Raw genomic sequence first — 24164 nt, 5'->3', positions numbered from 1 at the left:
GTACAGATACTAAAAAAATTACTTTGCACAACTACCAAATTTTAATAGGAAGAGTAAGACATAAGCCGGGTTCTGTTTCGGGAGTTTTAGCAACTACCCTAGCGGTTATCTATCTGGGATATTTGTTACCAAATACCTCATGCGGCACACACTTATCTGCGATCGCCTAGTTTTCACTATGCAACCCCATTAAGCAACGGACACAAGATCAATTGAAGATCGCAACACTTGTATCCTCTCGCCTTGCTTCCAACTGGGGTTTACCGAGCCAGAGCCTCACGCCTCTGCTGGTGCGCTCTTAACACACCTTTGCACCCTTACCTATTGTAGAGGTAGTGCTTCGCGCTATCTCTACAATAGGCGGTATTTTTCTGTGGCACTATCCTCACGATCACTCGCACTGGGCGTTATCCAGCAGCCTGATCTTCATGGAAGCCCGGACTTTCCTCAAAACTTGCACTCGCCATAGCCTTTCGTTAATTTTGAGACAAATTTCGCAACCGCACGCTTACTCTCCCTTGTTACCATTATGTACTAAGTGGCTAGGCTCAATTAAATATAAAAACAAAAAACGTTTCGGCGGGCAAAGCCTGCCGAAACGTTTTTTGTTTTTATTAAATTACCTCGGTAAAATTCAGACAAAAGCTGGTATAAATATGCAGAAATAATGTTTATCAAAATCAGATTGTTTTGCTAAACTATCTGGTTATCCGAGGCTAAACTAAAATGCCTCAAATCTTACTAAAAATTTATTACATTCTTTGCTTACAGGTGTGAGTGACTAACTAAATGATGAAACACTTCTCCAAAGGGATGTACACGCTAATTTTGTCCTTGATGCTGGTAGTAGTTGCAGGAGTTTCTCAGGCTGCTGCGGCTAATCTATTAAGGGTTTTGGTAAGAGAAGAAAATGGCTCCAAAATGTCTGTAGCTGTGACTCAACCATCAACTCTCCAAGCTTCAGGGCAGGCAAGCCGCCGTCTCGATCCTGGTAAGTGGTACACCTTGCCACTTACTTCTGCATATCGAATTACCCCTAGTAATAATGGATTGGTACAAGTCGGCAGCAATCTTTATCCAGGCGAGATCGAATTGCGAGCTTGGAATAACAAGGCGATCGCGGTTAACGTGTTATCCCTTGAAGAATATCTTCGTAGCGTTGTACCTAGCGAAATGCCTGCTAGTTGGCATATGGATGCATTAATGGCGCAAGCAGTGGCAGCTCGTAGCTATGCTGTCAATACCCAACGTCAACGTAAATGGGGTGAAGCCCCCTATGATCTTGTGAGTGATACTCGCGATCAAGTATATAAAGGCTTCTATCGCTTTGATCCTCAGACGGGACAAGCGATCGCCCTAATCCATAGTCGTAGCGATCAGGCGGTTGCCTCAACCGCAGGCTATATGCTCAGACCTGGTTTTAAAGGTTATTATCGCGCCCGTTTGCCTCGCAACTGGATTAGCTGGGGTGGCGGATATATGCCTGTTTCCGATGGTCAGCACCTTGATCAAGAAATGACCCAACAAATGGCTCAAAATGGCTGGAATTGGGTACAAATCCTATCTTGGTGGTATCGCGATCAACCCATTAAAAACTAAAAAAAGAAGGCTGCACAATGTGCAGCCTTCTTTTTTTAGTTTTGTGTAAATATAGGGTTAATCCTATATTTTGTGAGAGTTATGGCTGTTAAAAAATTATCTGAAGTAGAAATTTCTTCGGCACTCGCCCAATTAGCAGGTTGGGCAGTTGTTGATCATAAGTTGCAAAAAAACTTTAAGTTTCGGGATTTTGTGGAAGCTTTTGGCTTTATCAGTAAAGTGGCGATCGTTGCTGACAAGATGGGGCATCATCCTGAACTTTTTAATGTCTATAACAAAGTCAAGATCGACCTCACTACCCATGATGCTGATGGTATCAGCGCCCTTGACTTTGAGCTAGCTCAAAAAATTGACAAGCTGCTATAGCACTTTTAAAGCAAGCGAAGTACAAAGGTTTGTTTCCCCGCCGAAGGCGGGAGAAACAAACCTGTATTCCATAGCATTTAGCCTTTGGAATTAGCAAAAAGGGACGCTTCGCGTCCCTTTTTTATTAAGCATGTCGTTTTTGATGCCATTGCCATGCATGTTGCAAAATCAAGTTTAAATCAGCATATTTTGGTTGCCAATTCAAGATAGCTCTGGCTTTCTCACTGCTACCTACTAAAGCTGGTGGATCTCCTGCACGGCGATCGCCCATCACAACATTAATCGGCTTACCCGTAATCTGCTTGGCAGCATCAATTACCTCTTTGACCGAAAACCCATTACCATTACCAAGATTAAAAATTTCACTCTTGTTACCCTTAAGTAAATATTCCAAGCCTAATACATGTGCTTCAGCTAGATCAGTTACATGGATATAGTCACGGATACAAGTTCCGTCTGCGGTTGGATAATCAGACCCATAAACTGTAATTGCTTCTCGGATACCCATAGCTGTCTGCAAAACTAGCGGTATCAAATGCGTCTCAGGATCATGATCTTCACCAATCGCCCCATCAGGATCAGATCCTGCCGCATTGAAATATCGAAAAATTACCGACTTTAGCCCATAGGCAACATCAAAATCTTGCAAAATCCGCTCAACCATTAGCTTAGTCGCACCATAGGGATTGATCGGCGATTGGGGATGATCTTCAGTAATTGGTATTTGTTGTGGCACGCCGTAACTAGCACAGGTAGAAGAAAACACAAAGGTTTTTATATTTGCGGCAATCATTGCTTCCAGCAAAGATAAAGTGCCAACAACGTTATTACGATAGTATTTGTCAGGCTGTGTCACCGACTCCCCAACATAGGCATAGGCTGCAAAATGCATAACAGCACTAATTTGACGATCGCTAAATAGGCGATCAAGCAAGGCTCGATCATTTGTGTCCCCAATAATCAATTCCGCATCTAGGGTTTCAGCGATATCTTGGTGACCATAGACGAGATTGTCTAAAATTACTACCTTATAACCAACTTGCTGCAACGCTTTGACTGCATGAGAGCCAATATAGCCTGCGCCACCTGTAACCAAAATTGTCTGTTTGCTCATAACTTTGCTGGGAAGGGTTATTTATTTTACTGCGCGTCCCTTATTACTAATTGAATTTGGATTAGAGACGTGATTTGAGAATTTCAAACATTTCAGGCGGGATATGGGTGCGGAGCGATCGCCCTAAACGATTTTTCTTTTGAGCTATTTGTAAACACTCCAGCTTTTGGCAAACATACGCGGATCGACCCATGCCATGATCAAGTTGAATTTGATATCGAGCTTGATCATGGTTGGACTTATCTTCGTTGGAATGCTGATCAGCGATCGGCACACGTACTATCCTCCAAAAAGTATCGCGCATAGCGACACATTGGCAACTAACACAACGACGGTGTAGCTTTAGAGCCAAACTAGTTTACCCCTACAGCGCTTTGGACTAAAACAAAAATTTTGCAGTTTAGTTGCTTGCAATTTTTGGAGATCTTAATCTTCATCGTTGTCATAGTCATTTTCATCATCATGATTAGCTTCAAGAATTGTCGATGTTCTGGCAATGCTTTCTTGAGCTTTACGGTCTTCATCTTCATAGTCATACTTTGCCAAATTTTTGATATCGATTTTCCAGCCTGTTAGTCTCGCTGCCAAACGGACATTTTGACCTTCTTTTCCAATCGCCAAACTAAGCTGATCCTCAGGCACAATCACATGGGCAATTCTTTCATTAGCATTAATTAGGCGTACTTCATGAATCCTTGCAGGGCTTAAGGAATTAGCAATATAGGTCGAAGGATCGGGTGACCAACGGATCACATCTATCTTTTCACCGCGTAGCTCAGCAACTACCGCCTGAATTCTCGCTCCTCTCGCACCAATACAAGCACCTACAGGATCAACATCGCGCTCAAGTGTATCTACAGCAATTTTAGTACGAGGACCAACCGCAGGGGATGGCGGATTAGCCTCTCTTGCCACAGCCACAATACGGACGATTTCTTCCTCAATTTCAGGTACTTCATTGGCAAACAAATACACTACCAAACCTGCATCAGCTCGTGAGACTAACAACTGAGGACCACGGCGTGAACCTTCAAAGACCTTCTTTAGATATACTTTCAGGGTCATATTGGGGCGATAAGGTCTTTCACCTGCCAATTGTTCACGTTTGGGAAGTTCGGCTTCAACTTCAGGTTGTCCAAATCCACTGCTAACTGCCACGATTACAGAGGTTGTTTCAAAACGTAACACTCGACCTTGCAGGACTGTTCCTTCAATGTCTTGAAACTCTTCTTGAATAATCTTGCGCTGCTGATCTCTCAGTTTTTGAGCTAGGACTTGTTTAGTTTGGATTGCTGCCATACGTCCAAAGTCGCCCTGCTCTGGAGTCACATCAACAACTACAGTTCCACCAGCTTGTGCTTCAGGAGCAACTTCACGCACCTCAAACAATCCAATTTCATGATCGGCATCACCAACTTCATCAACAATTGTTTTTGTCGCGAGAACCCGAAATCCTTCACCTTCAAGATCTAGTTCTACATCAAAATTATTAAAATGTTCTTCTTCAAAGTTAATTCCATCGGAGCGATAGGTTTTGCGAAAGCGCTCATATCCCTTGAGTAAAGCTTCTCGCAAAGCATTTTGGACAGCATGTTTGGGGAGATTACGTTCTTTGCTAATCACTTCCACCATTTGCCCTAATCCAGGTAAATTCAATAAAGACATAAGTTTTCTCGCTTCTATAAAAATCAATAACTACAATGCTTGAGGGACTATTTAAGAACTACTTTAGATCCCCATAAAAAGGGTAGAGAGTTTAAGTCTTCCCACTCTTTAAGGGAAATTTGATCGCTTAGCGCTTTTAGCACCCAAAAGCAGCTCTTAAATTAGGTTCTTAGAAATAGGATGAATCAGAGTTTTGCTCTGATTATTGGAATTGACTAGTCATAGATTTTCTTTGTTATTCCATTTTGGTTAATTCAACACGCTCAACAAGTTCACGGGGAATATTGATAATCCGACCCTTGATGCTAATCGTCACATGTGTCTCGTTGCGTGATATGAGGTGACCACTCCAAATTTGTTTGCCATCATAAGGTGGGTTTGTGCTGACATTGACCATAAAGCCCCGAAAAGCCACAAATTCGCGATCGCTTTGTAACTGACGTTCCGCCCCTGGGCTAGAAATTTCTAACACATAGGCATGGGGAATCAAATCGATCGCATCAAGAGTTGGTTCTAGCGCACGGCTCATGCGTTCGCAGTCTTCTAGCCCTGTATTTTGGTCTGGGTTGCGAATATCGACCCTCAAGACCACAGGGTTTTTATTGGTATGCAACACCACATCGACAACCTCTAACCCAAGGGGCGAGGCAACTTCTTCAGCAATTTGAAAAATTTGCGGAATTAGAGGATGACTCATAGAATTTACGATTTGAGCTTACAGTGTGAGCGTTTCTTTGTTTTTTGACGTAAGAGTTTTTGATTCAAGCTGTAAAAAGCTAATTTAAAAACAAAAAAGTGGGACAATTGCCCACTCTTTGAGTGCTTTTCTCTTTAACCGATCACAACAAAAAACATCACCGATGCGATCTTTTTGCTGCTGTAGATCTAGCTGCTACTTGCAAAACATGCAACAAGTAATAGTCAGATACATTTCTTCGGAGCTTGTGTACTACAGGTAAAACACAGCTATCTTAGTGTGTTTCCTCTTGACTACTTGCCTGCTAGTACTGAAGTCTATACTATCACGCCTATTACAGATCAATCTGATTTTCATCTAAAAACCAATTTTGATGAAAATCATTGTCTTCGGCACTGGAATCATCAAAATTAAGTTTTTAGATTACTAATTCTGGTCGTTCTTCTGGCAAGATCGCCCCCTGCACAGGACATACCTGTAAGCAAACGCCACAGTCAATACAAATTGAGGCATCAATTTTAAACCAGATCGTCCCTTTAATATTTGCGCCCTCTCCCTGTTCAATACAGGCAACAGGACAAGCTGGTACACAGTCTGCTATGCCTTCACAGATATTTGAGGCGATCGTATAAGCCATGTAGAGTGATATCCAAATTTGAGCAATGATAACGACAATTTTTTAATTATGAAACTCAATTGTTTTTATATAGCAATGCAAGTTTTGATTGGCACATAAAAACCAAAAGTATAAAAGCAGCGCTTGGCGCTGCTTTTATATTTAATATTAACTCATGTTACTTAGAAGCAGAAAAAAGGGGCTGGGAGACCAAATCTTCTCTCAAAGCCCAGAGACAAAAGCCTTACTAAGCAATGCTTTTGTCTCTGGGCTTTGTAAAATTTGCAAGCTTAACCCGAACTGAGGTTAATAGACGTTAATACAAGTGGCTATAGCTATAAAGTCAGGGCTAGCATTATGCTATCTTCGGCTTTATGTAGAGATGTCAATAGTTAATAAGATTTTATGAAAACATTACAGCTAGGTACGAGCTGGTTTTTAGAAGAAGCAGGTGGATTGGCTCGCGTTTATTACGGTTGTGTCAATTACCTACCCAAAGTTGGAGTTGAGGTAAATGGTCTGGTGGCTGGCTCCGATCGCGTTTTCCAAAGTTCTGGTGGCCAAGTCAAAACATTTGCTTCAGTAAAAAGCTCAACATGGCAGCGATCGCTAGGCATGAGAAAAGCCTTCAATCATACGATCGCGAATTCAGAATTTGATTTGGTTGCTTCACATTTTGCTTTGTATACATTGCCTGTACTTGATCGCTTGGGAAAAGTCCCATTAGTAATGCATTTTCATGGTCCTTGGGCATTGGAGAGTCAAGCTGAAGGCGCAGGACGTTTATCGACTTGGGGAAAATGGGTAGTCGAAAAATTGGTTTATCGCAGGGCTAATGGCTTCATTGTGTTGTCTGAGGCATTTCGACAGACTTTGCATAAAACCTATAATGTGCCATTAGAAAAGATTTTTATCGTCGGTGGAGGCATTGATACAGCAGAATTTGATTTGGACTTAACGATCGCCAAAGCAAGAGAAAAACTAGGTTGGCAAAAGGATCGGCGAATTATTCTCTGTGTGCGGCGACTAGTTCAACGTATGGGTTTAGAGAACTTGATTGCCGCGATCGCCTTGGTGCGCAAGCAACATCCTGATGTATTGCTACTAATTGCTGGCAAAGGGGCAATCGCGGAAGCGTTGCGATCGCAGATTCAAGAATTGCATCTGGAAAATCATGTGCAGTTATTGGGGTTTGTGCCTGATCAAGACTTGGCGATCGCCTACCGAGCGGCTGAGTTATCAATTGTGCCGACCGTATCACTAGAAGGATTTGGATTGATCGTGATTGAGTCACTAGCCGCAGGTACACCAGTATTGGGTACACCGATTGGTGGCATTCCTGAAATTTTACTGCCATTTTCTCCTGAGCTTGTCTTGCAAGGTAATACAACCGATCTACTAGCACAAGGAATGATCGAAGCTTTATCTGGTCAAAGACACATTCCCAGTGCGAGAGCTTGTCAAACCTATGTCAAGCAAAATTATGACTGGCAGGTAATTGCTACTCAAATGAAATCTGTTTATGAGCAAGTTATCCGACAATAGATGGAGCGCTTTACCAGCCGTCAATTATCTTTCGATCGCGCCGAGGGCGATAAGCTTCGCTTTTTGAGCAGAGGTCAAGCCTGTTGCCCCAGTAATATCCAGTCCTTCATAGGGACGAGGTTCGCGATAGGTCCTGATACATTCACCTGTCTGCACATTCCAGAGTTTGACAGTTTCATCACGACTACTGCTAGCGATCAGATTGCTATCCGCAGAAAATGACACTGAATATATTGTGCCAATATGTCCAACTAAGGAGCTGATCACTTCACCAGTTTGCCAGTTCCAAATATTTATTTGAGCATCTTCACCTGCACTTGCTAGTAAGACTCCTTTGGGATCAGCAGCAATTGTCAAGATGTTGCCATCGTGACCTAGCCGCTCAGAGATCAATTCACCGCTTTTAATATTCCATCGATAGATCAGTTGATCCCCACAGCCAAAAGCTATATGGGGGTGCATTGGCATAAATTTGATATTTGAAGTAATCGAGGTAAGTGTATCTAGCGTTTGCAGACAATCTCCTGTTTTGGTGTCCCAGATTTTTACAGTTTTGTCGCGACTGCTGCTGATGATATACCGATCATCGTTACTAAAGGCGATCGCCAAGATTGCTGATGTATGCCCTTGAAGAATCCGCAAACATTCACCAGTCACAATATCTCTGAGCTTAATCACTCGGCTAGTTTCACCAGTTGCTAGCAATTTACCATCATGACTAAATACAAGAGTTCGAGCTAAATCGGGATGCTCGGTGATGGTAGTTAGACAATTGCCACTGCTGACATCCCATAGTTTGATTGTGCAGTCCTCAGCACAACTAGCCAGTAGGGTTCCTATCGGACTAAAGGCAACTTGCCAAACATGTCCTGCGTGACCATGCAAAGCCCGAATACATTCACCTGATTGGATATCCCAAAGACGAATGATTGAGTCATCACCGCCACTAGCCAAAATCGTTTGCTCAAGATTAAAAACAACTGAGCGCACAGCATTGGTATAACCTTGCAAAATACGAAACTGTTGACCCGATGTAACTTCCCAGAGATTAAGGAGATGTTCATTAGAGACATTGCCTGACACTTGGCTATCGCCCTGATTATCATTTTTAGCTGTCCACGATCGCCCCGTATGTCCTTGAAAAGTTCGCATACAAAAGCCTGTGTCAATTTCCCAGAGTTTCACCATTTCATCGCCACTACTGCTCGCCAAAACTAAGCGTTCAGGATGAAAGGCTACTGAACGTACCCAATGGTTATGCCCAGTTAAGGTTTTAGAACATTGAGCTGTCTTGAGATCCCAAAGACGAATTGTGCGATCGCCGCTTCCTGTCGCAAGGGTTGAACCATCATGGCTAAAGCTAACGGCAAAGACTGTATGGGTATGTCCTGACAAGGTTTTGATGCAATTACCTGTATCCGCATTCCATAGTCTTACGGTTTTATCTTCGCTGCCACTGGCTAAAACATTGCCATTGTGACTAAAGGCGATCGACCAGATGATATCTTCATGTCCTTCAAATATTTGAAAACACTCGCCAGTATCAATATCCCACAGCCTTACAGTGCAATCGTCACTACTACTTGCCAGTAAGTTACCCTTTGAGCTAAAGGCAACAGCTTCAACAATATCTTCATGACCATGCAGGATTTTGATACATTTCCCTGATTTCCACAGTCTCACAGTGCGATCGGCATGACCACTAGCCAAAGTTGTGCCGTCGGGACTGAAAGCGACTGACATAACTGCACCGATATATCCTTGCAGAGTGTTTAAGCAATCTCCCGTTGAGACATCCCATAACTTAATCGATTGATCAACACTACTACTCGCTAAAACCGTACCTTCGGGATTGAAGGCTACGGAAACTACCCATCCTTTATGCCCACGATAAGTGAGTATTGGTTTACCATCACTGACTTGCCAAAGATGAATATCGCCTTTAGTATCACCGATCGCTAGTAATTTGCCATTAGCACTAAAAGCGACCGCCAAAACTCCACCAATTACCTCTGCAAACACTGATTTAATGACCGCAGTTTGCGCAAAGTTCACTCGATGTAATTTGACTTCAGACAAATAAGCTTGGCGGATGGCTAGATAGGAGAAGTCAGTCCCCGTCAAATCAATACCAAGATTACATAACAAATTGATGATATTGCCGCCCCCATAGCCAAAGGTTGACTTTAGTTCTCCCTCGGGGCGTAGTTCACGTCTTCGTAATTCCTCAAGCGTTTGAAATAGCTCTTTAGCAACCATTTGCTTACTACCCAAACGTCCTAAAAGTTTGGTGACCAGAGGTTCTAAAATTAGACGAATTTGACTTTGGCGAATATAGTCCTTGGCAGTTGCTTTGATCAGAGAATAGTGGCGTAAATAGAAAAGCTGACGATTTAGTTTTAATTGGATATTTGGTAAAGCACCGAGAGGATGCTCTTGGGTAATTTCTTGATAAATTTGCTCAATCAATAAATTAGTGACAAACTCCATGACCACAGGTTGCTGCGTAAAACCAGCGGCTGTATGCTCAACTAGCGATCGCCGTTTTAGCGATCGCAGTGACATCATGAGATGATTTTGCTCGATCTTTGGCACAATATCTGAGTGTAGTTCATTAGGCTGAACTGGCTCACGGTTAATTGCTAACCAAATCATAATTTGTTTCTCATGAGCCGTCAGTCTCTGATATTGCTGCTCGATCAGATTGCCAATACCGCTAAAAATGATCGTTTTTTGCTCTAAAAAGCGGTTAATGCTACCTGAATAGAGATCTTTAATCGAAGTTGCCGCAATTTTCAGTGCTAAAGGATTACCACGATACCAATCTACTAAACGATGCAAATCATCGCTCATGGCTTTGATACCCTTAGCTTCGAGGACGCGCTCGGCAGCAGGTTCGTCTAACCCAGTTAGTTGCAAAGCTCTCACTGGCAGAATGTCCCCTTCCAATGTGGCGACTTCTTCAGGCATTTCGCGGCTAGTAATCACGACACAACTACGATGGGAAACTTCACCAACCCTTCTTAACAGTGAGCCATAGCCTTCAAAGTCCTTACGGTAAGCCCCTGCTTGAGCTTCATCTTTTAGAACTGATTCAAAATTGTCTAATACCAATAAACAGCGATAGCGCTGTAAGTATTCCATTAATCTCGAAATTAAGGCATTGGTATCCGTGGTATCGGGAGTTTCTTTCTGCTGTGACAGGAAATGGATCACAGCCGTTAACATTTCACTGGGGGTCTTGGCATTATTGAGAGATCGCCACACCACAAAATCAAACTTATCTTGTAGCTGTTGAGCAAGCTTGACCGACAGAGCCGTTTTGCCTAAGCCTCCCATACCCAAAAGAGCCACTAACCGACACCGATCGTGATCTATCCACTTAGTTAGGATATCCAGCTCATGTTCCCGACCATAGAAAAAAGTGACATCGATTACTTCGCCCCAGTCTTGATGACTGTTTCCCGAAGACTGTAAATTGGGGATAGTTGTGTGAGAATCAGCTAGCTTCTTTTGTATTTGACGACGAATTAGATTTTGTACCGTACTTTTAGTTACTTTTTCGCCGAAAGTCTCTGTCAATAAATGCCAAAGCTTATGGCTGACTAACTTGATGTAGCCAGCATCATAGCCAGTCTGCTTAGCAATCTCAGAGTAAGACAAGCCCTGCCATACCCCAAGAAAGACAGACTGCTCAACTCGAGACAGACTGCGCTCTTTTAACGACAACTCTACAAATGTTACCGCCTCATCAGCCGTCATAGATGCGCCTTAAATATATAAATATAACTTTTATATAACTTCACTCTTGTCATTCTAAGACGTTTTATGCTTTGTTGTATTTTGTTATGAATATTGATATTGATAGCAATTTTAATTATGAAAGCAATTTTGGGGTATTTAGCGCCTGCGACGTTGAATACCCCAAAATTGGTTTTGATGATAATCTGCCTACAGCAATCTTTCATCAAAACCAATTTTATAATGAGAGTTGTTGGAATATTGCTCTTTGAAATTAGTAACCCTAAACAGTTCCATAAAAATCCAATGAAAATTGCTTTAGTTCATGACTATCTTACGCAACGTGGTGGTGCTGAAAGGGTATTTGAACTTTTATGCAAGCATTTCCCAGAAGCAGATATATATACATCTGTATACGATCGCCGAAATACAATCGATCTAGGTGATCGCCCAGTTTACACAACATTTTTGCAAAATATTCCTGCAACTCGCAAATACTTTCGCCTATTTGCGCCATTTTACTACAAGGCTTTTAGTTCTTTAAATCTTCGCAAGTACGACTTAATTCTTAGCAGTAGTGCTAGTTTTGCTAAAGGAGTCCAAAAGCGTGCTGATGCAGTGCATATTTGCTTTTGCCACAATATTACTCGCTTTCTCTGGGACACCAATACTTACTTGAGAGAATATGGCACATATAGCTTTTTTAAACCTTTGATTGAGCTGATTTTTCAAAAAATGCGTCAACAAGACATTTTTTATGCCCAGTCTCCTGATTATTACATTGCTAATTCCACCACAGTCGCAAAACGGATTCAAGAAACCTATAAAAAAGATGCGGTAGTTGTAAATTATCCAATCGACGATTGTCGATTTACCTTTTCAGATCAAAAAGATGATTACTGCCTTGTTTCTTCGCGACATCTTAGTTATAAGCGGCTTGATATAATTGTTGATGCTTTTAATAGCTTAGATCTGCCTCTGCTGATTACAGGAGAAGGTCCTGAAACGAAACAATTGCAAGCAAGAGCACGTCCCAATATTCAATTTCTTGGTCATGTTAGTGATCGTGATCGATGCAATCTTATGTCAAAAGCAAAGTTTGTAATTGTTGCTGCTTTAGAAGATTATGGACTTGTACCCATTGAAGCAAACGCTAGTGGTACGCCTGTAATTGCCTATGGTGCTGGCGGAGTCATGGATACCCAAGTTTCAGGACTAACGGGTATTTTATTTGAGCAACAAACTGCGGAATCCTTAAAAAATGCCATAATCAAAGCTCAAAAAATCGATTGGGACTATGCCAAAATCCGAGAACATGCTATTTCTAACTTTTCCGAATTAGTATTCTTCACAAAGGTTAATCAGATCGTAGAAGAAATCTGTACTAGTAGAGGAATCACAAAAACAACTTAACTGAACAGAAGCGTTTTTAGTTACTGGAACTATAAGAAGGTTAAATGATGAATATTAATGCTGCAAATTCAACAGTTCCTGTTCTCCCTGAACAAGATCCAGGTTATGGGAAAATTTTTGCGGTTCTCTCTCGTAGACGCTTTTGGCTTTTGGGTGGATTAAGTTTAGGTTTAGTAATTGCTGTTTTTATAAACATCAACTCTAAGCCTAAATACACAAGTGTGATGCGATTACTAGTTGAGTCAACTTACAAGTCTAATTCCTCCTCATTTATTGACTCAAATGTTCAGATTGATTATGCGACGCAATTAAATTTGCTACAAAGTTCTTCATTGTTTCAAAAAGCTGCGGCTTTGCTAAACGATAAGTATCCTGGTATTACTGGTGCTGAACTGCAATCTTTAAAAATTGATATGTTGGGTTCACAAGATGCCCCAACCAAAATTGTCGAAGTACAGTACACAGCTTTAGATCCTGTAAAGACGCGAGAAGTTTTAAGAGCTTTTCAAAAAGTTTATACTGACTACAACCGCGAGCAGCAGGAAAAGCGCTTGCAGAAGGGCTTAGCAGGTATCGATGAGCAAGTTGCCACTGTTCGTCAAAGTATCTCTGAAGCTGCTGATGCGATCGAAGCATTTCGTCGTAAAAATAATCTTTTTGATGCTACTCAGCGAGTAACTGAAGTTACCACAGCCCTCAATGGGATCGAACAACAATTACGCAGTACCCAATTAGAATACGATCAAGCCATCGCTCGGCTAGAATCTCTACAACAAAAACTCAACCTATCTTCACAAGACGCTGTATTACTTACCCGCTTAAATCAGTCGCCACGTTATCAAGCCCTTATCGTGGAAATGCAAAGTATCGAAGTTGCACTAAATCGCGAAAAAGCTAGATTCCAATCGGCTAATCCTATTGTTGAAGCTCTTGAGTTACGTTTCAGGCAACAGCAGAGTAGTCTTGAAGAAGAAAAAAGAAGTATTTTAGGGGATAGCAATTTCTCCAATGATCCTAAATGGAATGTTGATCAGCTAAGTAGTGTTGATTTAGCCTTAGCAAACCAAATTATGGAAACTCAGACTCAAATTACGCTATTCCAGTCTAAGCTCGATTCTTTGAAATCTCAAGAACAAGCTCTACGCTCTGAAATCAATCGCTTACCCAAATTACTTGGTGAATACGAAACCTTAATACCCAAGCTGAAGGTTCAGCAAGATACGTTGCAAACTTTGCTCAAAAATCGTCAAGAACTAAGTTTAGAGATTACTCGAGGCGGCTTTGATTGGCAAGTTGTTGAGGAACCTAGTCTTGGCTCGACTGACACCGCAGATACTTTACGTAGAAATTTGTTGCTGGGCATAGTTGCTGGGTTGTTTATTGGTGGTATGGCTGCTTTTCTTAGGGATATGCAAGACGATACAATGCATACCTATAGCGAGTTAGAACAGCAAATTGCTTCTCTAGCATTGTTGGGTATGACTCCACAATACTTGCAAGCTGAAGAATCAAGCTCTAGTTTCTTACCCCAGTTTCTTAAAGGTCAATCAGTCTCACCACTTACAGTTGAAATTGTCCAATGGTTACCTTTCCGAGAGGGGTTAGATGTAATTTATAAAAATATTCAACTTAATAGTTTTTCTCAAGAAATCAGTGTGCGATCGCTGGTAATCACCTCGGCTCTTCCTGGTGAGGGTAAATCCACGATTGCTCTTGGACTCGCTACTAGTGCCGCGCGGTTACACAAACGAGTCCTGCTAATCGATGCAGATATGCGATCGCCAACTTTACATAAGCAACTAAACTTACCAAACGAAAGAGGCTTATCAACCTTACTTGCTAGTAAAGGTGCTGTGGATAGTCAAGATGTGATCCAATCGTCCAACTCAGCTATTGATATTCTCACGGCTGGACCAATTCCCAGTGATTCTGTCACTTTGCTGAGTTCAGAGTGGATGCAAAAGTTAGTCTCCAGTTTTGAGCAGGATTATGATCTTGTCATTATTGATTCCCCGCCTATTCTTGGTACAGTTGACACAATTCAAATAGCCTCATGTAGTGGTGGAGTGGTTGCAGTAGCTCGCATTGATCGAATTACCCGTGGAGAATTCTCTCAAGCCATATCTATTCTCCAAAAGTTGAATTTAATAGGGGTAATTGCTAATGCAGTGAAAGAATTACCGCATAGCTACAAATCAGTTGCCATTGGCGATGAAGAAGATAGTGCATAAAACTAAGTAATACAAAAGTACAAAATGGCTACGCCATTTTGTACTTTTGTATAAAAGAGATAGTTAGGACAAATCAAAACCCATAAAGAAAGTGTCGGTGCTTCGCACCGACACTTTCTTTGTTTTGTGGGGAAAAGCATCTGTATAGGTGTGGTACTCCAGCAAAATATCAAACAAGAATATAACTTTTATATAACTTTTAGTATGACCTTTTACTAACTTATAGTAGTTGCTATATCTATGGAATTGATAGATAAATATATCTATAAAAGCTCCGTATCTATCTTCAAATTTACTGGAAAAGCCAAAATTCATTGCTAGATAGATACATATACGTACGCACTAATATTAATCAAAATTAAACTGTTGAAATCTAGATTAGGAAAGCTGAAGTATTAGAGATATAAGAATAACCGAGAGGAAGAAATGACAGGGATTATCGTCAGAAAACCACAAGTAATTCAAATTGATCACCAAACAGAGATTTCATCTATATCTAATTCAATGTTTAATACCAAGCAAATCGAGATTACTCTAAGTACCTTAGGTTCATTATTTCGTACTCAATTGAGTATGTTTATGTGCTTGATATTAAGTAATACCAGATTTGGTAAATATAGTCAGACTAAACTAAATTTAGTGAAGGTTGAGCCTGAAATTGGTGAAGCTAAACTTAAAAATTTAGCTGATGTATGTTATAGATCTGAAAAATCTGTATTGTTAAACCTGCCCTATGCAAATGAATTACCACAAATAAACAAGCCAATCACTTGGATCGTAAAACGGGCTTTAGATTGGTTAGCATCTTTGTTTATTCTCTTAATTCTTAGTCCAGTTATGTTTGCTTTAGCTGTGATTATTGCGACTACTTCAAGTGGTCCAATATTTTTTCACCAATGGCGTGTTGGTGAGGGTGGTAAGTTATTTAGAATCATTAAATTTCGTACCATGATTACTGATGCTGACAAACTACATCATTTAGTGATGAGTGGTCAAACTGGACTGCATAAATGTGAAGACGATCCAAGAATCACTAATGTCGGTCGTTGGATGCGTAAGTATAGTCTTGATGAGCTTCCTCAACTCTTTAATGTTTTGCGTGGTGAAATGAGTTTGGTGGGTCCTCGTCCTTGGGCTTTGTATGATGCTTTGCGTATTAATGGCGATCGCAAAAGAAGATTAAATTCACTACCAGGTGTCACTGGTGCGTGGCAAGTAAGTGCTAGATCAACCATGCTTGATTTAGATGCTGTGACTGATTGTGATTTAAGTTATCTGCACAGCTGGACTTTGTGGTCAGACTTGAAAATTTTATTGATGACTGTTCCCAAAGTTTTGTCTGGATTTGGAGCTTATTAAATTTGTTTGTTTTTTAATTATGAATTGAGTAATAGATATCGATTTCTTTTCAGGACTTATTTTTTCTATCACTTAATACTTGCAAGTTTGCCCATGTTTCTACGTGGGCTTTTCTGTACTTACTCGATTTCTACTAATACCACGTCAGTTCGACGAAAACGGAAAATGGTAAGAATCGCTAAGCGATTCTTACCATTTTCCGCCATTTGCGGCGGGCAAAGCCCGCCGCAAATGGCTATATCGAACTCACGTTAATACCAAAACACAAAATGGCTCCGCCATTTTGTGTTTTTATAGCTGCCGCCATTCTTGTTAGGACATAAAACCCAAATAGTGTGAGTTGGCGCTTCGCGCCAACTCACACTATTTGGGTTTTGATTTGTCCTGATACAGGTGGCTATAGCTATAAAACTCTTACTGGGTTTGTTTGTTAATTCACAAAAGTGTGGCAACACTTTCGTGAATTGGGATCAAAGAATAGGATTTATCCCTAGCGAATAATTAGCGATGTACGGCGAAGCTGCATATCGTTAATTATTCGGATGTAGTCGAGGATGCATCATTGAGCGGATCTCTACATTGCCAATTAGATGCATTTCAATAATTGCCTGAGCTTTTTTGGGCGTAACATGCCAGTAATAGATATTATCTGGCAATACAACGACTATTGGCCCAGAGCCACATAGTCCCAAACAACCACATATACTTACATTGGCAATATTTTGCTGTTGTAATGTTGCCAAGACTTGAGCCGCACCATCCTTTGCACAGGTGCGATGTTGACAAACAAGAACTTGACGGGGGGCAGAACTATCCAAAATAGTAGCGATCGCCTTTTCCAAAATAGTCTAGAAAGTCCAGAAGTAACTCAAAGATCTAAGCTCAAACTCAAACTAAGAAATTTTAAAAAATTTCTTAGTTCGTTTGATTGAAATTTATCTTAACTAGCAATGTTTTTAGACTTTTTTAGATTTTAGCGCACGACTAAAACTGGTGAGACACAATGGTGCATCACATAATCGCTAACACTGCCTAGCATCATCCTTTCAATCGATCCTAATCCTCGCGATCCCAAAATCACTAAGTCTGGGGTTTCCTCCTTAGCCACATAGCAAATTACGTCACGAGGTTGACCTGTCTCTAGTCTAGTACGGGTTTTCATCTGTGAAGCTTGACAAGTATCTTGGGCTTTTTGGAGCAGAGATTGACCTGCATTTAAGATTTTGCGCTCCAGTTCCACATCTGGCAGCCCACGCCAACCAACCCAGTCACCCGTGGGTAGCATGACCTCAGGTATGTAGCTACTAAGTGGTTCAACCACAGTCAACAAAACAATTTCGGCTTCTAGAGGAACTGCAAAGGTTAAAGCTTTTGCAAGAGCGTTTTCGCTAGCTTGAGAGCCATCGATAGCAACTAAGAATTTCATATGGTTACCGTAATATAGAACTTATAGTGTCTGTCATGCATCTTTAAATGCTTGGTAAGTAATGCATTCATTCACATATAGCGATCGCTAATTTTAATTTTCAAGATTTGGTTAAGTTAGGGCGTTTATCTGCGATAACTTACGTTTAACTGAAATAAACCCAGAAAATTCAAATTTGCAAATATCTATATAACTAATTACAGACCCAAATATACTGAAGTTAATCAACAAGTTGTAAATCTTTGCTGTAGTTCATCTCTTGTAATATTCCATGACACGCGATATTCGTATTGGTTTTGCTAACTCTGTGGGTAATACCCCTCTCATTAAAATCGAGTCTCTTTCAGAAGCGACAGGCTGTACTATTTTAGGAAAAGCTGAATTCCTAAATCCAGGTGGTAGCGTTAAGGATCGAGCAGCTTTATTTATGGTGTTAGAAGCTGAAAAAGCGGGAATCCTCAAAGCTGGTGGCACAATTGTTGAAGGAACGGCAGGCAATACAGGTATCGGTTTAGCTCTCGTTGCCAATGCACGTGGTTATCGGAGTGTAATTGTAATGCCAAGTAATCAATCACAAGAAAAAATTGATTTGCTGAGGACTTTAGGCGCTGAAGTAGAACTGACTAACCCTGCACCTTTTTCTAGTCCTGATAATTACTATCACGTTGCTCGAAAGCGGTCAGAAGAAGTTACTAATTCTTTTTGGGCAAATCAGTTTGAGAACTTATCTAATTCTGACGCGCACTACTACACGACTGCACCAGAAATCTGGAATCAAACTGGCGGCGAACTGGATGGAATTGTCATGTCCTCTGGTACTGGTGGCACGATCGGCGGCGTAACTGCTTACCTTAAAGAACAAAACCCCAAAATTGCTACCTATTTAATTGATCCCACTGGTTCGGGTTTGTATAGCTACGTGACTGCGGGTGAATTTAAGGCTGAAGGTAGTTCGATTACTGAAGGTATTGGCATCAACCGAGCAACAGCAAACTTTAATCGAGCAAAACTAGATGGAGCTTTCCAAGGCACTGATCAGCAAGTAATCGAGATGGCTCAGTATTTACTAAAGCACGACGGTTTGTTTGTCGGTAGTTCGGCGGCTTTGAATGCCGTTGGTGCAGTCAAGTTGGCGCGAAAACTAGGCAAAGGTCATACGATCGCCACAATTCTCTGTGATGGTGGTGGTCGATATCAGAGCCGAATGTATAACCCAGAATGGCTAGCAGAAAAAGGTTTAACTCCAGTGGCTAAAGAGCTGGAGTTTATTGATGACTAATGTGCCAATGAATGTGCCAACGAAAAAGTATCGCTGTATCGGTGTTGGGGTGGTCTGGGATCGTGATCGCCAACATATTCTGATTGATCGTCGTTTGCCTGAAGGAGAGCTGGCTGGATATTGGGAATTCCCTGGTGGGAAGATTGAGCAACATGAGACTGCGGCTGAGTGCATCAAACGTGAGTTACAAGAGGAACTAGCGATCAATGTGGAAGTTGGCGATCATTTGATCACCGTCGATTTTGAATATGAAACACTGAGAGTAAGTTTGATTGTGCATCACTGTACCCATATCTCAGGCGAACCGCAGGCGATCGCTTGTTCAGAAATCCGTTGGGTAACCGTCGATGAGCTAGATACCTATCAATTGCCAGCAGCTAATTACCAAATAGTCCAAGCTCTAAAGGAATAAAAATCCTTGTTCAAAATCGTTTGACTAATTTTACTAATCGAGGTATGGAATTTACTGATGGAAGAAATCAGTGCGGAACAACTAGCATCGGAGCTATATCAACAAGGAGTTAGTAACTTTGAAAGTGGTAACTATCAACAGGCGATCGCCATACTAGATCGCGCCCGTGCTTTAGCCATTTTAGAAACTACTTTAGGCGGTGAAATTTTAATCTGGTTAGCTAATGCCTATGATGCAGATGGTAAGACAGAAGAGGCGATCGCCCTATGCCGTAGCCTTAAAAAGCACCCAGTTAATAGTGTGCGGAAATCATCTCGTTACATGTTGGGAATTTTGACTGCGCCACAGTTAAGCAAACTTGAAGGTGTTGTATCAGAAGTCCCCATTTTGCAATCACCTGATAGGTATCAATCGAAGCCAGTGGCGAAAAGTAACACTACAACCAATAATCAAAAGCCATTTCGCGAAGTTCCTCTTGAGAAGCCAAATACTGAGAGCAACAATAACTTTTTGTGGTTTGCGATCGCCGTTTCTCTCTTGCTATTAGCATTTTGGACAACAAAATAAGCCAATAGTGCCCATCCCTGTCTCTATTCTGTAGCTTTAAGTGCTGTAAACATCAAACTCAAAAATGAATGGTATGCTAGTTTATACTTTTGTTAAGTTAATTAAAGCAAAATTCAAACTTAATCAAGTAAATTTCAACTATTTCTGGGAGTAAATGGCGTGATGAGGAGAGCGATCCCCGCACAATGGATTAATTTAGGAATGCACCTAGTTTCAATGGTGTTTGGTCTATTTGGCTTGATTTTCGTACTGCCAAATACCGAGTTTATTGAAAGCTTATCTGAAGCTGGTTTGCAAGTCTTTTCATGGGGAATGCAAAATGGCGGTGCATCCTACATGATTTTTGGCGCGATCGCCGCTTTTCTCTATGGGAAGCAAACTATCGGTCTCAAACGTACACTTGCATTTTGCATTCCTGCGATCGGGCTTTCTTTAAGTAGTGAATTACTAGGAACTAGTACTGGATTTCCTTTTGGTGCTTATGCCTATCTCAGTGGGTTAGGTTACAAAATTGCAGATTTAGTACCTTTCACAATTCCCCTATCATGGTTTTACATGGGATTCTCTGCTTTCTTAGTATCCGCAACGCTGATGCGCTTTGGCACAGGCTGGGGCTACAAAATTTTGGCGATCGCTCTAGGCTCTTTAATGCTGACTTCTTGGGACTTTGTGCTTGACCCCGCGATGAGCCAAACCCCCTATCCTTTCTGGGAATGGCATCAAGCAGGCGAATTCTACGGAATGCCTTACCAAAACTTCTTTGGCTGGTTCGGAACTGGTTGTGTATTTATGACTGTTGCATCACTAATTTGGGGGAAAGACAATCAACCAATTCTCAATCGCCAACAAATTGTTTTCCCTACAATTATGTATGCAGGAAACTTTATGTTTGCGTTGATATTGAGCTTTAATGCAGGTTTTTACGTTCCAGCTTTGTTGGGTATTGTCGTTGGAGCTGTGCCAATTGTGGTGCTTTATTTATCTACTCCTAAAGTTGAAGACGAAGAAGCGATCGTTGTTAACTCTTCTCCCAATATTCCATTAGTAGCGATAGATGCTTCCAAGGTAGAAACAATTACTACTCGCTAAAAACATCAATCTAAACTAACCAACAAAAAAGAGTTGCAATTCAGCAACTCTTTTTTGTTGGTTAGTTTTTTCAAATTATAGCAATCCTAAATCATTCGTAAGAAAGGCAAGGGACTTAAGCCCCTTATTATGAGCTTTGACTTTTCATGATTCATTTAGGATTGCTATAGCAATCCTAAATGGTTTGTGGAAGGACACCCCATCGGGGTGTCCTTCCACAAACCAAAAAAATCCACAAATGATATAGGATTGCTATATATATAGTAAAAAATAGTTAGCTAGTACAAACCAAAACCAAAGAAGTAATACCAAAACACAAAATGGCATAGCCATTTTGTGTTTTTAAAACCCTTATTGGGTTTATTTTTTAATTCACAAAAGTGTTGCAACACTTTCGTGAATTGGTATAAGGGGCGGTTCAAAATACCACCCCTTACTTCTTGGGTTTTATGTCCTAAGCAAAACTTGCATTAAACGTCAGTTCGACGAAAGCGGAAAAGGGTAAGAATCGCTAAGCGATTCTTACCCTTTTCCGCCATTTACGGCGTGCTTCACACAATGTGAATAGATATATCAAACTCACGTTAAATTAACTATCTTTGCTCAAACTATTAAGAAAAAATTGATAGGAAGTGCAAGAAAAATAACTAAGCCAACTGATGATGCCTAACCACTTGAATCCATCTTCATAGAAGTCTTGTAAGTTATCATCTAGCTTAATCCATCTGTATTGTGCAACATCTAACAAAACTGAAAAGGCAAGAAAGAGCAAAGCTAAAACAATTAAAAGATAATCAGTTGAGAGTATTAATTTGTAAAAGCTAGCCAAATAAACTGTTACAGCTATTACAATTGCAATCAAAATATAAATTTGTTTTATTTTTAAATACTGTGGAGCTAGATGCTCGTGAAACATAAAGAAATCATCAAAAGCTAGATAAATAGACAATATCCCAGCACAGAAAAAGAAATTAAATATCTTCTTAGGTTTAAAGCTTCGCAAAGCTATTGCCGAAAAGAAACAAACTGTTGCCGCCGAACACCAACCAAAAGATCCAAGACTTGAAAGGACTCCAGTAAGAGGATGAACTCCAGCAATAACAGCTATGTCTTTAGTCATAAGCTCTGTTGGTACTTTAAAGGCAATCGTAGCTATAGCAATTACTCCTAGAACCAGCAAGCTTGGCACAAAAGTAATAATTATTTCATTAATATTTTTTTTCATTCATTAAAGTGTGTTTATAGTTAATCATTGGTTAACAACAGATTAAATATTAACATACTCATATTGATACTAAATCTTATAGTAATAAAAGGTTTACTCAGGACATAACACCCAAAACGAAAGTGACAGCAAAAATTGCTGTCACTTTCGTTTTGGGCTTTGATCTGTCCTATCTATCTCTTTTATTTCTATAAAATTATTGCCTTTTTAAAGCAGTAATTCTCTGAAGTGTAGCTACACAAAACGAAAGAGATGCAAATCAAACATTTACATCTCTTTTTTGATTGAATTCTTTACTTACGTTTGCTAGTTATTTTGCCTGTAAAACTTTTAACTCTCGTAAAATCACCATCAAACCTTTATTTTGATGATCGATTTGTTCAGAGATTTTGTCCATGCGCTGATTCAAAGAATTGATCGCCTGATCTTGATGATCAATTCGAGTATTTAACTCATTAAAACGCGCCACAACTTCCCGTTGAATCAAGTTTTCAATCCCTTGTACTAGCAAAGTCTCAGTTGCAGTGAGTCGATTAACAATCATTTGCAGACTTGGCTCTTCAGCACGCGGCAGATCTCTCACCACAGCAGGTGCAGATCGGGCAGTTGCTGCTGAGACGGGTTGAGAAGGTTCGGTCGTTAAAAAGTTTTGAATGCGGGCAACTAACACATCCGCTTCAAAGGGTTTTTCAAGAAAATCAAACTCCGTGAATGGCTCAGGCACATGCTCAGTAACTTGTTCTTTAAGCCCTGAAATCATGATTACAGGAACTTTTTGTAATCCTTCGACGCGACGGATAGCCTGTAAAGTTTGATAGCCATTGTATTTGGGCATCACGAAATCAAGCAAAATTAGGTCAGGAAAGGCTCGGCGAGCGGCATCTAACCCTGATTTGCCATCACTTGCTTCTAAAACATCATATTTTCCTGCCAAAATGCTTTTGACCATTTTGCGGATCATGATGCTGTCGTCAATTACCAGTACTTTCTTTGCAGTCATGGATTTGAAAAATCCGCCCCAAATAGCTATGCAAGACCATCATATTACATCACAAACCTTGGTTGGTTAAAATATTTTCTGTTCAGTTCAACATGAGCGCGATCGCGCTAGACTTAAAAGACCCATTTTCTTTCGGTTTTATGGCAAAACGCTACACTATTGATTCATCACAAATTATTCGTCGTGTCGAAGAACTGATAGATGCTTCTTCCAATCGTTATCGCATAACGGTACAGGTCGCTAACCGTGCCAAACTTAGACGCTATGAAGATGATGATTATGACGATCGCATGATGAAGCCTATTCTCCGCGCCATTATGGAAATGTCTGACGAAATTTCCCAGCCTGAAATTCTAAGCGACTGAAAGGCTTAAATTTATAGTTTGTCGCACTTTGCGCGACAAACTATAAATTCTTAGATAAATATGTTAAATTTCACAGATCAAAACGCAGCAAAGCAGCTACTTTGTGGCGAGGGTTGGCGGGTTGGCTGGCGCTCAGACGTAGATGTATATAAAGGACTGGTGGGGGCAGACAGTTGGGCGATCGAGCTAACTGAGGGTGAGTTTAAAGATTTTTGTAAATTAGCTTCACAACTTGCAGAGACGATGCAGTTGATGGCAGGTGAGTTGTCAGACGGGGAAAAAATTTGCTGTACCTTAGAGACTGAAGAGCTTTGCCTTGAGGTGAATGGCTATCCCCATGCTTTTAATTTACATTTTCAACTATTAATAGGGCGACGCTCAGAAGGCTTCTGGGATGAGAATGCTGTGCCTTTTCTAATAGAGGCGATCGCCCATTTGCTAAATTAGGGCATAAC

Annotated in this window: 22 protein-coding genes and 1 other RNA gene; 12 read left to right on the top strand and 11 right to left on the bottom strand. The window is 40.8% G+C overall.

The genetic code is table 11. From position 1 onward, the window contains the following. Positions 1 to 45: 45 nt before the first annotated feature. An RNA gene (rnpB, locus tag ABM313_RS00760) (RNase P RNA component class A) lies at positions 46 to 516 on the bottom strand. Positions 517 to 813: 297 nt separating this feature from the next. On the opposite strand from rnpB, the gene ABM313_RS00755 reads away from it, so the two are divergent. Beyond that, a complete protein-coding gene (locus ABM313_RS00755) occupies positions 814 to 1599 on the top strand; it encodes a SpoIID/LytB domain-containing protein (protein WP_434685802.1) in 786 nt (261 codons plus the stop codon). Between the two features lie 81 nt (positions 1600 to 1680). Next, a complete protein-coding gene (locus ABM313_RS00750) occupies positions 1681 to 1965 on the top strand; it encodes a 4a-hydroxytetrahydrobiopterin dehydratase (RefSeq protein WP_434685801.1) in 285 nt (94 codons plus the stop codon). Between the two features lie 124 nt (positions 1966 to 2089). On the opposite strand, the gene galE is transcribed toward ABM313_RS00750, so the two are convergent. The 5 genes from galE to ABM313_RS00725 form a co-directional block, all read right to left on the bottom strand. Further along, on the bottom strand, positions 2090 to 3079 hold the full coding sequence (gene galE, locus ABM313_RS00745; RefSeq protein WP_434685800.1) for a UDP-glucose 4-epimerase GalE: 990 nt from the start codon (positions 3077 to 3079) through the stop codon (positions 2090 to 2092). A 61-nt stretch (positions 3080 to 3140) separates the two neighbouring features. Further along, complete coding sequence (locus tag ABM313_RS00740) at positions 3141 to 3431, bottom strand: YlxR family protein (RefSeq protein WP_434685799.1); 291 nt, start codon at positions 3429 to 3431, stop codon at positions 3141 to 3143. A gap of 74 nt (positions 3432 to 3505) precedes the next feature. After that, on the bottom strand, positions 3506 to 4744 hold the full coding sequence (nusA, locus tag ABM313_RS00735; protein ID WP_434685798.1) for a transcription termination factor NusA: 1239 nt from the start codon (positions 4742 to 4744) through the stop codon (positions 3506 to 3508). 235 nt (positions 4745 to 4979) lie between these two features. Beyond that, entirely contained in the window at positions 4980 to 5441 is a 462-nt protein-coding gene (gene rimP / locus ABM313_RS00730; protein ID WP_434685797.1) for a ribosome maturation factor RimP, read from the bottom strand. A gap of 418 nt (positions 5442 to 5859) precedes the next feature. Beyond that, positions 5860 to 6078, bottom strand: a complete 219-nt coding sequence (locus ABM313_RS00725; protein ID WP_094532749.1) for an indolepyruvate ferredoxin oxidoreductase subunit alpha — start codon at positions 6076 to 6078, stop codon at positions 5860 to 5862. A gap of 384 nt (positions 6079 to 6462) precedes the next feature. On the opposite strand from ABM313_RS00725, the gene ABM313_RS00720 reads away from it, so the two are divergent. Beyond that, the gene (locus ABM313_RS00720; protein ID WP_434685796.1) at positions 6463 to 7602 is read left to right on the top strand and encodes a glycosyltransferase family 4 protein; all 1140 of its coding nucleotides are present in this window, start codon (positions 6463 to 6465) and stop codon (positions 7600 to 7602) included. Between the two features lie 24 nt (positions 7603 to 7626). On the opposite strand, the gene ABM313_RS00715 is transcribed toward ABM313_RS00720, so the two are convergent. Further along, entirely contained in the window at positions 7627 to 11364 is a 3738-nt protein-coding gene (locus ABM313_RS00715; protein ID WP_434685795.1) for an NB-ARC domain-containing protein, read from the bottom strand. Between the two features lie 285 nt (positions 11365 to 11649). Between ABM313_RS00715 and ABM313_RS00710 the strand changes: the two genes are divergently transcribed. The 3 genes from ABM313_RS00710 to hepC all read left to right on the top strand — a co-directional run bounded on the left by ABM313_RS00710 (position 11650) and on the right by hepC (position 16346). Further along, entirely contained in the window at positions 11650 to 12756 is a 1107-nt protein-coding gene (locus ABM313_RS00710; RefSeq protein WP_434685794.1) for a glycosyltransferase, read from the top strand. A 44-nt stretch (positions 12757 to 12800) separates the two neighbouring features. Then, a complete protein-coding gene (locus ABM313_RS00705; RefSeq protein WP_434685792.1) occupies positions 12801 to 14987 on the top strand; it encodes a GumC family protein in 2187 nt (728 codons plus the stop codon). Positions 14988 to 15413: 426 nt separating this feature from the next. Beyond that, a complete protein-coding gene (hepC, locus tag ABM313_RS00700) occupies positions 15414 to 16346 on the top strand; it encodes a heterocyst development glycosyltransferase HepC (RefSeq protein ID WP_434685791.1) in 933 nt (310 codons plus the stop codon). 530 nt (positions 16347 to 16876) lie between these two features. On the opposite strand, the gene ABM313_RS00695 is transcribed toward hepC, so the two are convergent. After that, complete coding sequence (locus ABM313_RS00695; RefSeq protein ID WP_434685790.1) at positions 16877 to 17164, bottom strand: (2Fe-2S) ferredoxin domain-containing protein; 288 nt, start codon at positions 17162 to 17164, stop codon at positions 16877 to 16879. Positions 17165 to 17319: 155 nt separating this feature from the next. Beyond that, positions 17320 to 17772 carry a universal stress protein gene (locus ABM313_RS00690; protein ID WP_434685789.1) on the bottom strand — a complete coding sequence of 151 codons (453 nt, stop codon included), beginning with the start codon at positions 17770 to 17772 and terminating at the stop codon, positions 17320 to 17322. 271 nt (positions 17773 to 18043) lie between these two features. Between ABM313_RS00690 and ABM313_RS00685 the strand changes: the two genes are divergently transcribed. The 4 genes from ABM313_RS00685 to cruF all read left to right on the top strand — a co-directional run bounded on the left by ABM313_RS00685 (position 18044) and on the right by cruF (position 21119). Then, positions 18044 to 19051 carry a cysteine synthase A gene (locus tag ABM313_RS00685; RefSeq protein ID WP_434685788.1) on the top strand — a complete coding sequence of 336 codons (1008 nt, stop codon included), beginning with the start codon at positions 18044 to 18046 and terminating at the stop codon, positions 19049 to 19051. Further along, the gene (gene mutT, locus ABM313_RS00680; protein WP_434685786.1) at positions 19044 to 19463 is read left to right on the top strand and encodes an 8-oxo-dGTP diphosphatase MutT; all 420 of its coding nucleotides are present in this window, start codon (positions 19044 to 19046) and stop codon (positions 19461 to 19463) included. Before ABM313_RS00685 ends, mutT begins: the two co-directional genes overlap by 8 nt. A gap of 57 nt (positions 19464 to 19520) precedes the next feature. After that, entirely contained in the window at positions 19521 to 20030 is a 510-nt protein-coding gene (locus tag ABM313_RS00675) for a tetratricopeptide repeat protein (protein ID WP_434685785.1), read from the top strand. 162 nt (positions 20031 to 20192) lie between these two features. Beyond that, on the top strand, positions 20193 to 21119 hold the full coding sequence (gene cruF / locus ABM313_RS00670; RefSeq protein WP_434685784.1) for a gamma-carotene 1'-hydroxylase CruF: 927 nt from the start codon (positions 20193 to 20195) through the stop codon (positions 21117 to 21119). 589 nt (positions 21120 to 21708) lie between these two features. Here the strand turns inward: cruF and ABM313_RS00665 are convergent. Both ABM313_RS00665 and ABM313_RS00660 read right to left on the bottom strand, forming a co-directional pair. Further along, positions 21709 to 22344, bottom strand: coding sequence for a hypothetical protein (locus ABM313_RS00665; protein WP_434685783.1), 636 nt, complete (start codon positions 22342 to 22344; stop codon positions 21709 to 21711). Between the two features lie 310 nt (positions 22345 to 22654). Further along, complete coding sequence (locus ABM313_RS00660; protein ID WP_434685782.1) at positions 22655 to 23344, bottom strand: response regulator; 690 nt, start codon at positions 23342 to 23344, stop codon at positions 22655 to 22657. 140 nt (positions 23345 to 23484) lie between these two features. Between ABM313_RS00660 and ABM313_RS00655 the strand changes: the two genes are divergently transcribed. After that, the gene (locus ABM313_RS00655; RefSeq protein WP_094532780.1) at positions 23485 to 23709 is read left to right on the top strand and encodes a DNA-directed RNA polymerase subunit omega; all 225 of its coding nucleotides are present in this window, start codon (positions 23485 to 23487) and stop codon (positions 23707 to 23709) included. Between the two features lie 60 nt (positions 23710 to 23769). Beyond that, positions 23770 to 24156: a DUF1818 family protein gene (locus tag ABM313_RS00650; RefSeq protein ID WP_434685781.1), complete on the top strand. Its 387-nt coding sequence runs from the start codon at positions 23770 to 23772 to the stop codon at positions 24154 to 24156. Positions 24157 to 24164: the final 8 nt, after the last annotated feature.

The sequence above is a fragment of the Pseudanabaena minima str. Chao 2107 genome (assembly GCF_051131155.1).
Classification (GTDB): domain Bacteria; phylum Cyanobacteriota; class Cyanobacteriia; order Pseudanabaenales; family Pseudanabaenaceae; genus Pseudanabaena; species Pseudanabaena minima.
The sequence above is the reverse complement of the archived record's forward strand: the minus strand, read 5'-3'. Positions and strand labels throughout refer to the sequence as shown.